This is a genomic window from Pseudomonas sp. MF6755 (assembly GCF_016405635.1).
Lineage (GTDB): Bacteria > Pseudomonadota > Gammaproteobacteria > Pseudomonadales > Pseudomonadaceae > Aquipseudomonas > Aquipseudomonas haemolytica.
The window spans coordinates 165,509-181,651 of sequence record NZ_JAEKDA010000015.1; the positions used below are offsets into that span (position 1 = coordinate 165,509).

12 protein-coding genes are annotated in these 16,143 nt (G+C 60.7%); 6 read left to right on the forward strand and 6 right to left on the reverse strand.

Annotated features, from left to right (window positions below; genetic code table 11):
* Positions 1 to 48 precede the first annotated feature (48 nt).
* The 4 genes from JFT66_RS20685 to JFT66_RS20700 all read right to left on the reverse strand — a co-directional run bounded on the left by JFT66_RS20685 (position 49) and on the right by JFT66_RS20700 (position 7,340).
* Positions 49 to 4,755: an SET domain-containing protein-lysine N-methyltransferase gene (locus JFT66_RS20685; RefSeq protein WP_198859992.1), complete on the reverse strand. Its 4,707-nt coding sequence runs from the start codon at positions 4,753 to 4,755 to the stop codon at positions 49 to 51.
* Positions 4,756 to 4,901: 146 nt separating this feature from the next.
* Complete coding sequence (locus JFT66_RS20690) at positions 4,902 to 5,708, reverse strand: sulfite exporter TauE/SafE family protein (protein WP_198859993.1); 807 nt, start codon at positions 5,706 to 5,708, stop codon at positions 4,902 to 4,904.
* Complete coding sequence (locus tag JFT66_RS20695) at positions 5,709 to 6,953, reverse strand: NAD(P)/FAD-dependent oxidoreductase (RefSeq protein ID WP_198859994.1); 1,245 nt, start codon at positions 6,951 to 6,953, stop codon at positions 5,709 to 5,711.
* A 51-nt stretch (positions 6,954 to 7,004) separates the two neighbouring features.
* The gene (locus JFT66_RS20700; RefSeq protein WP_005789341.1) at positions 7,005 to 7,340 is read right to left on the reverse strand and encodes an ArsR/SmtB family transcription factor; all 336 of its coding nucleotides are present in this window, start codon (positions 7,338 to 7,340) and stop codon (positions 7,005 to 7,007) included.
* 94 nt (positions 7,341 to 7,434) lie between these two features.
* Between JFT66_RS20700 and JFT66_RS20705 the strand changes: the two genes are divergently transcribed.
* The gene (locus JFT66_RS20705) at positions 7,435 to 8,298 is read left to right on the forward strand and encodes an MBL fold metallo-hydrolase (RefSeq protein ID WP_034120407.1); all 864 of its coding nucleotides are present in this window, start codon (positions 7,435 to 7,437) and stop codon (positions 8,296 to 8,298) included.
* Positions 8,299 to 8,418: 120 nt separating this feature from the next.
* Here the strand turns inward: JFT66_RS20705 and bkdR are convergent, their stop codons facing one another.
* Positions 8,419 to 8,907: a Bkd operon transcriptional regulator BkdR gene (bkdR, locus tag JFT66_RS20710; RefSeq protein ID WP_017136255.1), complete on the reverse strand. Its 489-nt coding sequence runs from the start codon at positions 8,905 to 8,907 to the stop codon at positions 8,419 to 8,421.
* Positions 8,908 to 9,102: 195 nt separating this feature from the next.
* Here bkdR and JFT66_RS20715 point away from each other — a divergent pair, with 195 nt between their 5' ends.
* From JFT66_RS20715 to JFT66_RS20735, 5 genes are all read left to right on the forward strand, one after another.
* Positions 9,103 to 10,338 carry a 3-methyl-2-oxobutanoate dehydrogenase (2-methylpropanoyl-transferring) subunit alpha gene (locus tag JFT66_RS20715; RefSeq protein ID WP_034120408.1) on the forward strand — a complete coding sequence of 412 codons (1,236 nt, stop codon included), beginning with the start codon at positions 9,103 to 9,105 and terminating at the stop codon, positions 10,336 to 10,338.
* Between the two features lies 1 nt (position 10,339).
* Complete coding sequence (locus JFT66_RS20720) at positions 10,340 to 11,398, forward strand: alpha-ketoacid dehydrogenase subunit beta (protein WP_198859995.1); 1,059 nt, start codon at positions 10,340 to 10,342, stop codon at positions 11,396 to 11,398.
* The gene (locus JFT66_RS20725; protein WP_198859996.1) at positions 11,399 to 12,667 is read left to right on the forward strand and encodes a dihydrolipoamide acetyltransferase family protein; all 1,269 of its coding nucleotides are present in this window, start codon (positions 11,399 to 11,401) and stop codon (positions 12,665 to 12,667) included. It abuts the gene before it with no gap.
* A 4-nt stretch (positions 12,668 to 12,671) separates the two neighbouring features.
* Positions 12,672 to 14,051, forward strand: a complete 1,380-nt coding sequence (gene lpdA, locus JFT66_RS20730; protein ID WP_198859997.1) for a dihydrolipoyl dehydrogenase — start codon at positions 12,672 to 12,674, stop codon at positions 14,049 to 14,051.
* Positions 14,052 to 14,137: 86 nt separating this feature from the next.
* Positions 14,138 to 15,157, forward strand: a complete 1,020-nt coding sequence (locus JFT66_RS20735; protein WP_034120414.1) for a branched-chain amino acid aminotransferase — start codon at positions 14,138 to 14,140, stop codon at positions 15,155 to 15,157.
* A gap of 72 nt (positions 15,158 to 15,229) precedes the next feature.
* On the opposite strand, the gene JFT66_RS20740 is transcribed toward JFT66_RS20735, so the two are convergent.
* Entirely contained in the window at positions 15,230 to 16,120 is an 891-nt protein-coding gene (locus JFT66_RS20740; RefSeq protein ID WP_080753000.1) for a GNAT family acetyltransferase, read from the reverse strand.
* Between the last annotated feature and the right edge of the window lie 23 nt (positions 16,121 to 16,143).

Sequence of the window (16,143 nt, forward strand, 5' to 3'; positions counted from 1 at the left end):
CATGCCAAGGGCGCAATTGCTCCTCAGACGGGCACCGAGCGCTTGAACTCAGCTATCGGGATCCGGCTTGATCGCGATATCAGGCACCGGCTCATAGAACGGCCCATAGTCCAGCAGCAATTCATCACCTTTCTTGATGTCCTTCAGCGCCACATAGAACGTCAGGTTTTTTCCGACCGCGACGGAAACGACATTGTTCGACTGCCACGCCGGCCCATTACGCAGTTGCGAGGTATTGATCAGGCTCAGGGTGTTGCCCGTGTGCAGTCCACTGACCGTGCGCGTGCCCGAACGTGTACCGAACAGGTAAGTCAGCACAGCCCGTGAGCCTTGCTTGCGTTGCTCCTGGAACAGCGACGCCTCGTCTGCATGGTATTTGCCTGCATACGGGCCAAGCACCTCGAACTGGGGAATATCGCGCCGCGCCCACACCGATGCGCCGCGAGCCGGCCCACCGTCGTCCAGCGCCGTGACCACTTCCATAGCCTCATCAAACCGAGACGGGTGTTGGCCTTCGGTGCGCAGCCAGTCTTTGATCGACGCCTTGATCTGGGCTGAAACGCGCGCCTTCGTTGGGCTATCCAGCCCGTCAAGCACGCCATTCCAGTGGGCGATACGAATGTCATCGATAGAGCCCTCAAGTGCTTGGGTCAAGCTGAGCCTGGGGTTCAGCGGGTCCTGCAGAATCGGCAGTGTGTTATCGATCTGATGGCGAGGCAGTGACGGAGAAACATTGGGTTCAACCTTGACAACGACGACGTCCGAAGATGGACCAGGGACCTGTTCGCTCTGTGATGTGTCAGTGGGTTTGTTCAGACCCGTAGATTTCGGCGGCGGCGGATCCGAAGGGGCTGGCGCAGGTCGTTTTCGTGCCGTACCCGCAGCAGGTGGCTCGGACGCAGGGGGCTGCGCGGGATTTTGCCCTGCCCGATTGAGGCGCTGCACGGTCGCCTCCTTTAAAGAGCCATCGGCGTTAACGTGCTGACGCCAAGTATTTGGGTTGAGCCCATGTTGGCTCAAGAACTGCGACGGCGTGACTGAATTGTTCGGTTGAACGAAGAGCGCGCTCCACTGGCGTAAATAGTCATCGGTAAGCGCGGTGTAGGTGTGACCGGCCGCCCTGTTCAACAACGCTTCACCGGACGGCCCCAGGCCACCATCTCGCCGCACACAGTTTGTGAACGTACTCGGTTTAAGGTGATGTTGACCGGCAAATCCATGCATGGTCATGGCGTCACGCGCCTGCTGTGTCTTGCTTTGCCAATCACGGATATGCGTTTCAGTCACCGCATTGAAGGGTATGTTGACGGCGCGGTCGCGCACAATCTTGCCGGTATCGCTCAACTGGCCGTCAGGCTGCACGTAGTAGGTAAAGGTTTTCGGGGAGAGGTTGCGCTGTTGAGCAAAGCCCTCACGGGTCATGCTTTGCCGTTGCGCGGGCGACAACGCCTCCCACTCGCGTAGATGTTCGGCAGTGATTAGCTGTTTGCGTGCCGAAGCCTGGAACGTGGGGGCAAGCGCGGTGTTTTGCTGTGCCTGATTGAGACGTTGCACGGCCGCCTCTTTCAAGGAGCCGTCCTTTTTCACGAAGCGACTCCAACTGCCTGGGCTGAGCCTGTGCTGGCTTAAGAACTGCGCTTGTGTCACTGAGTTGTTCGGTTGCGCCAAGAGCGTGCGCCACTGGTGTAAATGCTCATCGGTAATCACCTCATAGGCAGCACCGGCAGCCCTGCCCAGCAGCTCTTCACCCTCAGGGCCCAGGCTACCATCTACCCGTACATGATTTCTGAGCGTATGCATATTAACGTGATGATGGCAGGCAAACCCGTCTATGGTTATCGCGCCACGTTCCTGCTGAGTCATGCCTTGCCAAATACGGATATGCGCTTCGGACACCTTATTGAAGGGCGTGTTGGCGGGGCGGCTACGCACGATCAAGCCGGTTTCGCTCAGGCCACCGTCAGCTTTCACACAGTACTCAAACGCTTTCCAAGGCAGTTGATGCTGCCGGGCAAAGCCCTTAGGGCTAAGCCTGACTTGCTCCAGGCGCGGCAACGCTTCCCAAGCCCGCAAATGTTCAGCCGTGATCTGCTTTGGCGCCCCGCCACCGGCTGCCCCCACGCGTTGCCATTGGTCACCCTGTATGTGCATGACCAGCAATTCGGTTTTCTTGCCGTTGTGATAAATATGCGCCTGCACGCCGCCATCCTGCGTGCGAGAGACCTGTCGGACCTCGTACACCGCCGTCTTACCGCTGCTTTCGGTATGGCGTATATGCGACAGGTGCCCATCGGCTGCCACATACACGCCCTGACTGTTGCGTGAGAGCCCGGCGATGCGCGACTCGGGCACTTTGAAGTGCCCGTACAGCTCATGGCTCAATGCGTACAGTGCATCGGTGTGGCCGGTGCTGACGCTACCTGCGACAGCCTGGGTCGCGACTGCAAATTCGTCGAGCGGGCTTGCGTAAGGTCGCATCGTGTCGGCATCAAAAGCATACCAATGGCCGCTCTTGAGCACTGCGGCGCCTTCGATGGTCTCGCCAGCCACCTTTACGGTGCCGATTGCAGCAGCGTCATACTGTTTGCTGAGCGCTTTTAATTGATCGTAACTACCGGTGGCGCCCCTGAGGCGGTTGATGGCTTTGCCGCCAAGATAAAGGACGCCGTTGCCCATCAGCCTGGCCAAATCGCGCAAACCACTCACAGGGTTGAGCAGGTCTATACTCGCCACGCCGATGACTTTCACCGTCCGCAACGCCTTGGCTGCGCTGGAGAGTGCAGTACTGCCAATCTTGAGCAGTTTTCCCGCGGTTGCGGCGCCGGCGGTAAGAAACCCGAATACATCCAGTAAGAGATCGAATGCGCCGGCGCCATACTGGCCGTTCTGGAAGTTGACAATGGCGGATCTGAACGGGATCAGGTTTAACAAAAACTCGCTCAACGGCTTGAAACTGGCCTTTGCTTTGTCAAAGGCGGTTTGCCCACGGGCTTGTTCTTTGATAGCAGGATCGTCAAGCCCCAAGTGCTCGACGAACGCCGTGGCAATCGCATGGGATCGAGAGCTGGTAAAGCTATCCAAGAGTGGGTTATTCAACGGGCGCTCACGACCGAGATCATCTGCCTGATGACTGGGCATGAACGCTTTGGTGGTAAACACCTTGTTGGCGTCCCTTAACTCCCTGTTTTTCGCCTTGTACAGGTCCGTCCGTTCAATCGTGCCGTCATTGAAGTTGATGACATAGGCCTGGGACTGGCTGCCCAGATCCGTCTTGACGAGCAGATCCGGTTCATTCTGAGCATAGGTATTGTTAAAAAAACCATCTGACACGTATGAGCCTTTTTGAAAAAAACTGATTTTTCTACACTCAAAATTTTTCCGATCTTGCAAAGGCAGTTGCGAGATCATGTGCCTGACGGTGGTATTGACGGCGGCCTTTTTTTCCTCGATGGCGCGGTTGAACTGCCTCTCGAATTCAGCCGGTACGCCAAACTGCGGGTTAACGTTTAACGTCGTTAACACCCTGCGCAGGTCATTGGGCTTAAGTGAACTGCTGGGTTCATGCGCCTTGAAGGGTCTGGGTTCCAGCCAGTCGATCATGGCGATATCCAATAGCGAATGCCTGCCTCCTTCACCTTCCACGTAATGCTGATCAACACTGAATATTTTCTCTTCGAAAAACGCGCCCAGGTCTCCAAACCGCTCCTTCAGCGTGGCCAGTGCGATCTCTTTTCGCGTCGGTAGTGCTTTGTCCAGAGCCCTGGAAGCAATGAGTCGAGCGTCAAGCTGTGCGTTGAATGCGGTTCTTGCCAATTCGAGGTGTGCGGGGAGGTAGTTGTCGTTGCTTCTTTTTGTGAGCACTCCATTGGCGATTGCCCAATCCAGCAAAGCAGCCGTTTGTGCTGTCTGGGTGACCGCAGGGTCAAGCCGCCGCGCCTCTTCGGCCTCGCTCATGACCAGGGCAAACGTCATACCGAGGACTTTGCCCGGTGCCTGCGCTTCGATCGTCATGGCCGCAATCGTCAGGTTGGCCCATGCCTGGCTGCCAACTTTCACAGACTTTGGAATGTCTTGAATCAGAAACTGCGGGGCCGACCTGGCCAGCAACAGGTGGGCACCGACCTTTGCCAGCCCAGCGCTGGTTCTACCTGTGCCACTCAAGTACTCGGCCAGGCCATCCACCACTGCGGATGCGGTTTGCCCCCAATATTTGTCACTGGCCAGATCGAAGCCGGCTATTTTGTTGCGTGCGGGGGCAGTGATCGACTCAGGGTCCATCTGCAGCGCAATCCCCGCCAACAGGTAATCCGTCACGCTGCTATCGCTGTCAATGCCTTGCATTTTCTGTTGCAGCGCCTTGCCCATCCGTTGCCCCTGGGGGGAACTGACCAGCGCCTCGAGCATCTTGGCCGGGTCGTTCTGCGCCGCCGCTGGCAAGGGTTGGCGGTAGCGCAAGAACTCCAGCACACCGCCTTTGGTTTGTATCACCAGCGGCTCGTCGCCCAAATGGTGTGCGTGATTCATCGTGATAAGACGCAAGCGACGTTGTTCGTCGGCGCTCAACGGTATCGGCCACGACAGCGCCCCTCCCAGATTGCCCAGCGGGGAGCCGGACCTGACGGCTGACGCTGAACCTGGGCTTGAGCGCTCAGGCGTAACCGACGTGTCGACTTCTTCGGTAACAGGAGGTGATTGATGGTCAAGCGTCAACAGTGGCGATGAGGAACAGGTCTGTGCAGGGGGAATAGCTGTCATGAGCGATGCCTGTCCATAGTCAAAAAATCATCCTGGCGTTTGCAGTGCTCACTGGGTGTTAAAGCCCAATCAGGAGGTTCCTGCCCAACTACTAGATTTTGTGACTAACGCAATGGACGGCGACCTTACGGGTCGCCGGCACAGAGTCAGACCAACGCGTTAAACAACATTCCAATCGCCACTACCACGCACAGGCTGGCAAACCCCACCTGCAAGGTGCGTGCGCGAATCACCGAACACAGGCGCCGTCCCGCTAACATCCCGACGATACTCGCGCCAATAAACACCCAGCCCACCGGCTCGATGCTCACCCCCGCATGAAACGCCCCCACCACGCCGATCAGCGAAAGCAGGCTGACCACCATCAAGGAAGTCGCGACGATCCCGCGCATCTGCACATCGGTCAGTTGCTTGAACGCCGGCACGATCAGGAAGCCGCCACCGACACCAAGCAGCCCCGACACCGCGCCGGTCACCGCGCCCAATGCAGCCAGGGTGGCAGTGCATTTGGCCGTCCAGGCCAGGCGCCCGGTCTGCTGGTTAAGCATGCAGTTTTTCTGCGCCCAAGACGCAGAACCATGGTCGCTTGGCCCGGCCTCGACCTTTTCGCGCTGCAACATGCGCCAGGCCACCAGCACCATCAAGGCACTGAACAGGCCCATCAACAGCTTCTCCGACAATTGATGGGCAACGAACACCCCCAAGGGCGAAAACAGCCCGCCGAGCACGGCGATCAACAACGCGGCGCGATAACGCACCAGGCCATGGCGCAGGCCATCAATCGCGCCGACTGCCGCCGCCGCGCCCACCGCAAGCAGCGACACCGGGGCGGCCTGGGTCATGCTCAAGCCCAGCCCCAGCACCAACGCCGGCACCCCGAGGATGCCGCCGCCGGCGCCGGTCAGGCCCATGACCAGGCCCATCAATACTCCCAACACACTGGCCAGCAGCATTCAGTCCACCTTGGCCAGGCGAGTCAGCCACTCGCGGCCCTTGAGCATGCCGTTCCAGTAGAACCACGGCAGCAACGTGGCCTTGAGGAACCACATCGAGCGGCGCGCGCGGGTAGGGTCGAGGGGAAAGGTCGGCAGCAGCTTGCCGCCGTAACCGAACTCGGCCAGCACTACCTTGCCCTTCTCTACCGTCAGCGGGCAGGAGCCATAGCCGTCGTACTTGAGTGGCAGCGGCGCCTGTTTGCGCAGGGCCAACAGGTTCTCGGCCACCACCACGATTTGCTTGCGCACCGCCGCCGCGGTCTTGGCGTTGGTGGCACCGCACACATCGCCCAGGCCGAAGATATGCGGGTAGCGCAGGTGTTGCAGGCTGTGGGGGTTCACTTCGCACCAGCCGGCGGCGTCGGCCAGCGGGCTCTGGCGGATAAAGTCCGGGGCCAGTTGCGGCGGTACAACGTGCAACATATCGAAGGTTTTCTCTTCGACGCTCACGTTGCCTTCGGTGTCTTTCACTTCGAACCAGGCTTTGCGCGCCGGGCCGTCGACTTTCACCAGGTTGGAATTGAACGCCAGGCGCGCATTGTATTTCTCGACGTACTTCATCAACGGCGGCACAAAAGTCGCCACGCCGAACAGTGCGGCACCGGCCAGGTTGAACTCGACGTCGATATTTTTGAGAGTGCCCTGCTTGAGCCAGTGATCGCACGACAGGTACATGGCTTTCTGCGGCGCGCCAGCGCATTTGATCGGCATAGCCGGCTGAGTAAACAGCGCCTTGCCGCCCTTGAGCTGCTGCACCAGTTGCCAGGTATAGGCGGCGTGCTCGTAGCTGTAGTTGGACGTCACACCGTGCTGACCGAGGGTATCTTGCAGGCCCTCGATTTTCTCCCACGCCAGGCGCAGGCCCGGGCAGACGATGAGGTTGTCCCACGTGACGCGTTGGCCATTGTCGAGCACCAGGGTCTGCTCGTCCGGCAGCACTTCGCTGACGGCGGCCTGCACCCAGCTGACACCATTGGGCAGCACATTAGCCAGGGGCCGGCGGGTCTTTTGCAGGTCGTAGGCGCCGCCGCCCACCAGGGTCCAGGCCGGCTGGTAGCAGTGGTAGTCGTTGGGTTCGATCAGGATGATGTTCAGGTGCGGGTCACGCTTGAGCAGGCTGGCCAGCAGGCCGATACCTGCCGAGCCGCCGCCGATGACTACGATATCGCCACTGATGGTTGGGCCCCAGTGTTGTTCGGTCATGGTCTACTGCCTTTTATAGTCAATGCACACAAGGGTCGTTGCCAGTTGGCATCACGCCCAGCTTTTTATGACCGCGCCGCAGTACAGGCCGGACAGGGTCTTCATCACTTGAATCACTTCGTGGCTGGCCAACCCGTAGAAAATGTATTTGCCTTCCCGGCGAGTAGCGACCAGCCCTTCATCGCGCAAGATACCCAGCTGTTGTGACAGGGTGGGCTGGCGGACGCCGGTCAGGGCTTCCAGCTCGCCGACGTTGCGCTCGCCCTGGGTCAACTGGCACAGGATCAACAGGCGGTCCTCATTGGCCAGGGCCTTGAGCAAGGAACACGCCTTGGACGCCGACGCACGCAACTGGGCGACTTCGCCCTCACTCAAAGTAGATTCCATTTGCCTCGGGTCCTTTATGTCACTTAAGCTCAAAACATTATGTGTAAACGTAAACTGATTGTAACCACTTTTTTCTTCATCGGGGACAGCCGCCATGCCAGCGTTGATTCAAGCCTTTCTGGACGAGGCATCGTCGACCTACACCTACATCGTCTATGAGACCGACGGTGGCCCCTGCGCCATCGTCGACTCGGTGCTCAACTACGACCCGGCGTCCGGGCGCACCGACACCGCCCAGGCCGACAAGGTCATCGCTTTTGTGCGCGAGCATGGCTTGCAGGTGCAGTGGTTGCTCGAAACCCATGCCCATGCCGACCACCTGTCCGCCGCGCCCTACCTGCGTCGCACCCTGGGCGGCAAGATCGCGATCGGCGAGTCGATCAGCAAGGTGCAGGGCGTGTTCAAGCACCTGTTCAACCTGGAGCCGGAATTTCGCGTCGACGGTTCGCAGTTCGATCACCTGTTCGCGCCGGATGAAATCTTCCATATCGGCGGCTTGAAGGCCCAGGCGCTGCATGTGCCGGGGCATACGCCCGCAGACATGGCCTACTTGATCGACGGCCGCTTGATCCTGGTGGGCGACACCCTGTTCATGCCTGATGTCGGCACCGCCCGCTGCGACTTCCCCGGCGGTGATGCGCGGCAGTTGTATGCGTCGATGCGCAAGCTGTTGGCGTTCCCCTCTGACACCAGGCTGTATGTGTGCCATGACTACCCACCTGAAGGGCGTGAGGCCAAGTGCCTGACCACGGTGGCGGAACAACGGGCGGGGAATATCCATGTGCATGACGGGGTGGATGAAGCGGCGTTTGTAGAGATGCGCACCACCCGTGATGCCGGGTTGAGCATGCCGACGCTGTTGTTGCCGGCGATCCAGGTGAATGTGCGTGCGGGGAACATGCCACCTGCGGAAGAGAACGGCGTGACCTACCTGAAGATCCCACTCAACCAACTTTGAAATGCGGAAAAAAATGTGGGAGGGGGCTTGCTCCCGATGGCTGTGTACCAATAACGAATGAGTGGTCTGACACACTGCAATCGGGAGCAAGCCCCCTCCCACATTTCGCCCTGTGTTGAATCAGGAACCGAGGCTGATGCCGTTGGCCGGCAATGGCAACGCCGTCTTGTAGCGCACCTGCTTGAGCGCAAAGCTTGAGCGGATATTCGCCACCCCCGGCACCTTGGTCAAAAAGTCCATCATGAAACGCTCCAGCGACTGAATCGTCGGCACCAGCACACGGATCAGGTAGTCCGGGTCGCCGGCCATCAGGTAGCACTCCATCACTTCCGGCCGGTCCGAGATCGCCCCTTCGAACTGCTGCAACGCCAGTTCATTCTGCTTTTCCAGGCTCACATGGATGAACACATTAACGTGCAGCCCCAGCAGGTCGGCATCCAGCAGCGTGACCTGGTCGCGAATCAGGCCCAGTTCTTCCATCGCCTTGACCCGGTTGAAACACGGCGTGGGCGACAGGTTGACCGAGCGGGCCAGGTCGGCGTTGGTGATCCGCGCATTCTCCTGCAGGGCGTTGAGAATGCCGATATCGGTACGGTCCAGTTTGCGCATGAGACAAAATCACCTGTTTATTATGTTTATGCAGGTTTTTTATCCGCAAATGATCGTGGGCGCAACGAAACAGAGATAAATATTCTCCGACGCCACGCCTATGATTGTTGTAGGACAAGATTTCTTCTACCCGAAGACTGACTGTCAGCTAGCGCGCCCACTACAAGAAATTCACAAGATAGAGCGTAGAAAGCCATGACCCAGCCGTATGCACCGCTGCGCCTGCACGTTCCCGAACCCTCGGGCCGCCCAGGCTGCAAGACCGACTTCACCTACCTGCGCCTGACCGACGCCGGCCTGGTACGCAAACCCGCCATCGACGTAGAACCCGCCGACACCGCTGACCTGGCCAAGGGCCTGATCCGCGTGCTCGACGACCAGGGCCAGGCCCTTGGGCCGTGGGCCGAAGGCGTTTCCAGCGAGATCATGCGCCGCGGCATGCGCGCCATGCTCAAGACGCGCATCTTCGACAACCGCATGGTGGTTGCCCAGCGTCAGAAAAAAATGTCGTTCTACATGCAAAGCCTTGGCGAAGAAGCCATCGGCAGCGCCCAGGCCCTGGCCTTGAACATCGACGACATGTGTTTCCCCACCTATCGTCAGCAAAGCATCCTGATGGCCCGCGACGTGCCGCTGGTGGACCTGATCTGCCAATTGCTGTCCAACGAGCGCGACCCGCTCAAGGGCCGCCAGTTGCCGATCATGTATTCGGTCAAGGACGCAGGTTTCTTCACCATTTCCGGCAACCTCGCGACTCAATTCGTGCAAGGTGTGGGCTGGGGCATGGCCTCGGCGATCAAGGGCGATACCAAGATCGCCTCGGCCTGGATCGGCGACGGCGCCACCGCTGAATCGGACTTCCACACCGCCCTCACCTTCGCCCACGTCTACCGCGCGCCGGTGATTCTCAACGTGGTCAACAACCAGTGGGCCATCTCCACCTTCCAGGCCATCGCCGGCGGCGAAGCCACCACCTTCGCCGGACGCGGCGTCGGTTGCGGCATCGCCTCCCTGCGCGTAGACGGCAATGACTTTATCGCGGTGTACGCCGCTTCGGCCTGGGCTGCCGAGCGTGCGCGACGCAACCTTGGGCCAACGCTGATCGAATGGGTCACCTACCGCGCCGGTCCGCACTCCACCTCCGATGATCCTTCGAAGTACCGCCCAGCCGACGACTGGAGCCACTTCCCCCTGGGCGACCCGATTGCCCGTCTCAAGCAGCACCTGATCAAGATTGGCCAGTGGTCCGAAGAGGAACACGCGGCGGTCAGTGCCGAACTTGAAGCCGAAGTGGTCAAGGCGCAGAAGGAAGCCGAGCAGTACGGCACCCTCGCCGGCGGCCAGATTCCTAGCGCCGCGACCATGTTCGAGGACGTCTATAAAGAGATGCCGGAGCACTTGAAGCGCCAGCGTCAAGAGTTGGGGGTGTGACATGAACGACCACAACAACAGCATCGAACTGGAAACCGCCATGACCACCACCACCATGACCATGATCCAGGCCCTGCGCTCGGCCATGGATGTGATGCTTGAACGTGACGACAACGTGGTGGTGTTCGGCCAGGACGTCGGTTACTTCGGCGGCGTGTTCCGTTGCACCGAAGGTTTGCAGACCAAGTACGGCAGCTCGCGGGTGTTCGACGCCCCGATCTCGGAAAGCGGCATCGTCGGCGTGGCCGTGGGCATGGGCGCTTATGGCCTGCGCCCAGTGGCTGAAATCCAGTTCGCCGACTACGTCTACCCCGCCACCGACCAGATCATCTCGGAAGCTGCGCGCCTGCGTTATCGCTCGGCCGGTCAGTTCACCGCGCCGCTGACCATGCGCATGCCGTGCGGCGGCGGCATCTACGGTGGCCAGACCCACAGCCAGAGTATCGAAGCGGTGTTCACCCAGGTCTGCGGCCTGCGCACGGTGATGCCGTCCAACCCCTTTGACGCCAAGGGCCTGCTGATCGCCTCCATCGAGAACGATGACCCGGTGATCTTCCTCGAGCCCAAGCGCCTGTACAACGGCCCGTTCGACGGCCACCACGACCGCCCGGTGACGCCGTGGTCGAAACACCCGCAAGCCCAGGTGCCGGACGGTTACTACACCGTGCCGCTGGACGTGGCCGCCATTGTGCGCCCCGGCTCAGCCGTCACGGTGCTGACCTACGGCACTACTGTGTATGTGTCGCAAGTCGCCGCCGAAGAAACCGGCATCGACGCCGAAGTCATCGACCTGCGCAGCCTGTGGCCGCTGGACCTGGAGACCATCGTCAAGTCGGTGAAAAAGACCGGCCGTTGCGTGGTGGTGCATGAAGCCACCCGCACCTGCGGCTTTGGTGCCGAGTTGGTGTCGCTGGTGCAAGAGCATTGCTTCCACCACCTGGAAGCGCCGATCGAACGCGTCACCGGTTGGGACACGCCCTATCCGCACGCGCAGGAGTGGGCGTATTTCCCAGGGCCGTCCCGAGTGGGCGCGGCGTTGAAACGGGTCATGGAGGTCTGAATGGGCACGCACGTTATCAAGATGCCGGACATTGGCGAAGGCATCGCGGAAGTCGAATTGTCGGTGTGGCATGTGAAGGTCGGTGACCTGGTGGTTGAAGACCAGGTGCTGGCGGATGTGATGACCGACAAGGCGATGGTGGATATTCCCTCGCCGGTCCACGGCAAGGTTATTTCCCTCGGCGGCGAGCCGGGTGAAGTCATGGCGGTGGGCAGTATTTTGATCAGCATTGAAGTCGAAGGCGCGGGCAATACCAAGGATGTGCCGGTAGCTGCCGAACCGGTGAAGGCTGCGCCTGCGGCCGAAGCCAAACCGGTACAGGCACCGGCACCGGTCGAAAACAAACCCGCGGCTGCCGTGAAGGCGCCACAAGCGCCCGTGGCCCGTGAAGCCAGCGAGCGCCCCTTGGCCTCCCCTGCCGTGCGCAAGCACGCGCTGGACGCCGGGATTCAGTTGCGCCTGGTCCAGGGCTCAGGCCCGGCGGGCCGGATCCTGCACGAAGACCTGGAGGCGTACTTGCACCAAGGGCCGGCCACCAGCACCAGCGCCGCCAACCCTTATGCCGAGCGCAATGACGAACACCAGATCCCGGTGATCGGCATGCGCCGCAAGATCGCCCAGCGTATGCAGGACGCCACCCGGCGTGCCGCGCATTTCAGCTATGTGGAAGAAATCGACGTTACCGCCCTCGACGAGTTGCGCGTGCACCTCAACGAGAAGCACGGCGCGACACGCGGCAAGCTGACCCTGCTGCCGTTTATCGTGCGCGCCATGGTCGTGGCGCTGCGCGAGTTCCCGCAGATCAACGCACGGTATGACGACGAAGCCCAGGTCATCACCCGCCTCGGCGCGGTGCATGTGGGCGTCGCCACCCAGAGCGACGTGGGCCTGATGGTGCCGGTGGTGCGCCACGCCGAAGCCCGTAGTTTGTGGGGCAATGCCGAAGAAATCGCGCGCCTGGCCAACGCCGCGCGCACTGGCAAGGCCAGCCGTGATGAGCTGTCCGGTTCGACCATCACCCTGACCAGCCTTGGCGCCTTGGGCGGCATCGTCAGCACGCCGGTGCTGAACCTGCCGGAAGTGGCTATCGTCGGCGTCAACCGTATCGTCGAACGGCCCATGGTGATCAAGGGCCAGATCGTGGTGCGCAAGATGATGAACCTCTCCAGCTCCTTCGATCACCGGGTGGTCGATGGCATGGACGCGGCGCAATTCATCCAGGCTATTCGCGGCCTGCTCGAACAACCCGCCAGCCTGTTCCTGGAGTAAGGGCATGACTCAGACATTGCACACCACGCTGCTGATTATCGGCGGCGGCCCCGGCGGTTATGTGGCGGCGATTCGCGCCGGCCAGCTGGGTATCCCGACCATCCTGGTGGAAGGCCAGGCCCTGGGCGGCACCTGCCTGAACATCGGCTGCATTCCCTCCAAGGCCCTGATCCATGTGGCCGAGCAATTCCAGCAAACCGTGCACCATAGCCAGGGCTCGCCACTGGGCATTGAAGTGGATGTGCCGACCCTGGACATCCGCAAAAGCGTGGAGTGGAAAGACGGCATCGTCGACCGCCTGACCACCGGCGTCGCCGCGCTGCTGAAGAAACACAAGGTGCAGGTGATCCACGGTTGGGCCAAGGTCGTCGACGGCAAGACTGTCGACGTGGGCGAACAGCGCATCCAGTGCGAACACCTGCTGCTGGCTACCGGCTCTAAAAGCGTCAACCTGCCGATGCTGCCGATTGGCGGGCCGATCATCTCCTCCACCGAAGCCCTGGCGCCGACCCGCGTACCCAAGCGCCTGATCGTGGTGGGGGGTGGTTACATCGGCCTGGAGCTGGGCATTGCCTACCGCAAGCTCGGCGCCGAAGTCAGTGTGGTCGAGGCCCAGGCGCATATCCTGCCTGCCTACGACGCCGAGCTGACCCTGCCAGTGGCTGAATCCCTGAAGAAATTGGGGGTGAAGCTGTACCTCGAGCACAGTGTCACCGGTTTTACCGACGACAAACTCCAGGTCCGCGCCCCCAACGGCGACACCCTGGCGCTGGACACCGACCAGGTGCTGGTGGCCGTGGGACGCAAACCCAACACCCAGGGCTGGAACCTCGAAGCCTTGAACCTGGACATGAACGGCGCGGCGATCAAGATCGACAGCCGCTGCCAGACCAGCATGCGCAATGTGTATGCCATCGGCGACCTCAGCGGCGAACCGATGCTGGCGCACCGGGCCATGGCCCAGGGTGAAATGGTTGCCGAACTGATCAGCGGTAAAACCCGCGAATTCAACCCGGCAGCTATCCCGGCGGTGTGCTTTACCGACCCGGAGCTGGTGGTAGTCGGCAAGACCCCGGACGAGGCCAAGGCTGCCGGCCTGGACTGCATCGTGTCGAGCTTCCCGTTCGCCGCCAATGGCCGGGCCATGACCCTGGAGTCCAAGGCCGGCTTCGTGCGGGTAGTGGCGCGGCGAGACAATCACCTGATTGTTGGCTGGCAAGCCGTGGGGGCTGGCGTGTCCGAGCTGTCCACCGCCTTTGGTCTGAGCCTGGAAATGGGTGCACGCCTGGAGGATGTGGCTGGCACCATCCACGCCCACCCGACCCTGGGTGAAGCGGTGCAGGAAGCTGCGTTGCGGGCTTTGGGGCATGCGCTGCATCTGTAAGAGCGCAGTTCCCACACAAAGCAAGAATGCAGTATTGTTGCGCCCATCCAGAAGAAAATCCGACTTGGCCAGAGATAGAGGGTGTCATGGGTAACGAAAGCATCAATTGGGACAAGCTGGGCTTTGACTACATCAAGACCGACAAGCGGTTTCTCCAGGTCTGGAAAAACGGCGAATGGCAAGCAGGCACCCTGACCGACGACAACGTGCTGCACATCAGCGAGGGCTCCACCGCCCTGCACTATGGCCAGCAATGCTTTGAAGGCCTCAAGGCCTATCGTTGCAAGGACGGTTCGATCAACCTGTTCCGCCCCGACCAGAACGCCGCGCGCATGCAGCGCAGCTGCGGCCGCCTGCTGATGCCGCAAGTGCCGACCGAAGCGTTCATTGACGCTTGCAAACAAGTGGTCAAGGCCAACGAGCGCTTCATCCCGCCGTATGGCAGCGGCGGCGCGCTGTACCTGCGCCCGTTCGTGATCGGCACCGGTGACAACATTGGCGTGCGCACCGCGCCGGAGTTCATCTTCTCGGTGTTCTGCATCCCGGTCGGTGCCTACTTCAAGGGCGGCCTGGTGCCACACAACTTCCAGATCTCCGGCTACGACCGCGCCGCGCCGCAAGGCACCGGTGCTGCCAAGGTGGGTGGCAACTACGCCGCCAGCCTGATGCCGGGCTCCGAAGCGAAGAAATCCGGTTTCGCCGATGCGATCTACCTGGACCCGATGACCCACTCGAAAATCGAAGAAGTCGGCTCGGCCAACTTCTTCGGCATCACCCACGACAACCAGTTCATCACGCCGAAGTCGCCCTCGGTACTGCCAGGCATCACCCGCCTGTCGCTGATCGAACTGGCCAAGACCCGCCTGGGCCTGGAAGTGGTTGAAGGCGAAGTGTTGATCGACAAGCTGGATCAGTTCAAGGAAGCCGGTGCCTGCGGTACCGCTGCGGTGATTTCGCCGATCGGCGGCATCCAGTACAACGGCAAGCTGCACGTATTCCACAGCGAGACCGAAGTCGGCCCGATCACCCAGAAGCTCTACAAAGAGCTGACCGGTGTGCAGACCGGTGACGTGGAAGCGCCAGAAGGTTGGATCGTCAAGGTCTAAACACTGCATCAGCAACACTAAAAAACCTGTGGGAGGGGGCTTGTCCCCTCCCACATTTGATCTCCAGTATTTTCAAGACTGAGGAATATTCTCGGCAATCTTCTTGCCCATGCTGATCCTCGGCTCCACGCCATACCCCAGCGCCTCATAAAACCCCACCACCGCGTCATTGCCGCCGGTAATCTGCAGGTTGATCTTCATGCAGCCCAAGGCCGTCAGCGCCTGTTCCGCATGCCGCACCAACGAAGCTCCCAAGCCTTGGCGCCGATAATCCGTACGTACCGCCACCGAGTACAACCAACCACGATGGCCGTCATAACCGGCGAGAATCGTGCCGATCACGGCTTTCTTGTCGGTGGCGACGAAGAACAACCCATCATTGACCGCCAGCTTCTTCTCGATCGCCAGGCTCGGCAGGTTATGTGCCGTGTCATAACCAAAGGCCTCCTGCCATAACCCGACCACCTGGGCGCGGTGCTGACGGTCGCGATAGGGGCCGATGGGATGTCGAGACGATAACGCCTTCTCCATCACCAGGGTGCGCTCGTTGCCGTGATAAACGTCACGCACGCTGTGAAAACCCAGCTTGGCGTAGAACGGCTGCGCCGTCAGCGAAGACGGCACGCTCAATACCGTTACACCCGCCTCCCGGGCACGCAGTTCGATCTCGATCATCAACAGCCGGCCAATGCCCTGCCCTTGCAACGTCGGGTTGACGAACACCGAGCGCACCACGTTGCCATCAAGCGCCGCCGTAGCGACGATCAGTTGATCCTGAGTCGCCACCAACACCGTCCGCCGCTGGAGCAACGCCAGCACAGCGTCGGGGGTGAAGTTGCTGGCAACCCGCGCAATGACATCTGCTGGGTAATCACGCGCGTTGCTGCTATGCAGCGCAGCCAGGATGACTTGGCTGATGCCCTCGGCATCTGAAGGCTGGGCAAGGCGAACAGCGGTAGACATGGTTCCTCCTGGCTGACAGCGCT

What these genes read in the sequence shown, in the direction of transcription:
- JFT66_RS20700 (WP_005789341.1), bottom strand. Translation starts at nt 7,340, where the DNA reads ATGGAATCTACTTTGAGTGAGGGCGAAGTCGCCCAGTTGCGTGCGTCG.
- JFT66_RS20720 (WP_198859995.1), top strand. Translation starts at nt 10,340, where the DNA reads ATGAACGACCACAACAACAGCATCGAACTGGAAACCGCCATGACCACC.
- JFT66_RS20735 (WP_034120414.1), top strand. Translation starts at nt 14,138, where the DNA reads ATGGGTAACGAAAGCATCAATTGGGACAAGCTGGGCTTTGACTACATC.
- JFT66_RS20690 (WP_198859993.1), bottom strand. Translation starts at nt 5,708, where the DNA reads ATGCTGCTGGCCAGTGTGTTGGGAGTATTGATGGGCCTGGTCATGGGC.
- bkdR (WP_017136255.1), bottom strand. Translation starts at nt 8,907, where the DNA reads ATGCGCAAACTGGACCGTACCGATATCGGCATTCTCAACGCCCTGCAG.
- JFT66_RS20725 (WP_198859996.1), top strand. Translation starts at nt 11,399, where the DNA reads ATGGGCACGCACGTTATCAAGATGCCGGACATTGGCGAAGGCATCGCG.
- JFT66_RS20695 (WP_198859994.1), bottom strand. Translation starts at nt 6,953, where the DNA reads ATGACCGAACAACACTGGGGCCCAACCATCAGTGGCGATATCGTAGTC.
- JFT66_RS20715 (WP_034120408.1), top strand. Translation starts at nt 9,103, where the DNA reads ATGACCCAGCCGTATGCACCGCTGCGCCTGCACGTTCCCGAACCCTCG.
- JFT66_RS20705 (WP_034120407.1), top strand. Translation starts at nt 7,435, where the DNA reads ATGCCAGCGTTGATTCAAGCCTTTCTGGACGAGGCATCGTCGACCTAC.
- lpdA (WP_198859997.1), top strand. Translation starts at nt 12,672, where the DNA reads ATGACTCAGACATTGCACACCACGCTGCTGATTATCGGCGGCGGCCCC.
- JFT66_RS20740 (WP_080753000.1), bottom strand. Translation starts at nt 16,120, where the DNA reads ATGTCTACCGCTGTTCGCCTTGCCCAGCCTTCAGATGCCGAGGGCATC.
- JFT66_RS20685 (WP_198859992.1), bottom strand. Translation starts at nt 4,755, where the DNA reads ATGACAGCTATTCCCCCTGCACAGACCTGTTCCTCATCGCCACTGTTG.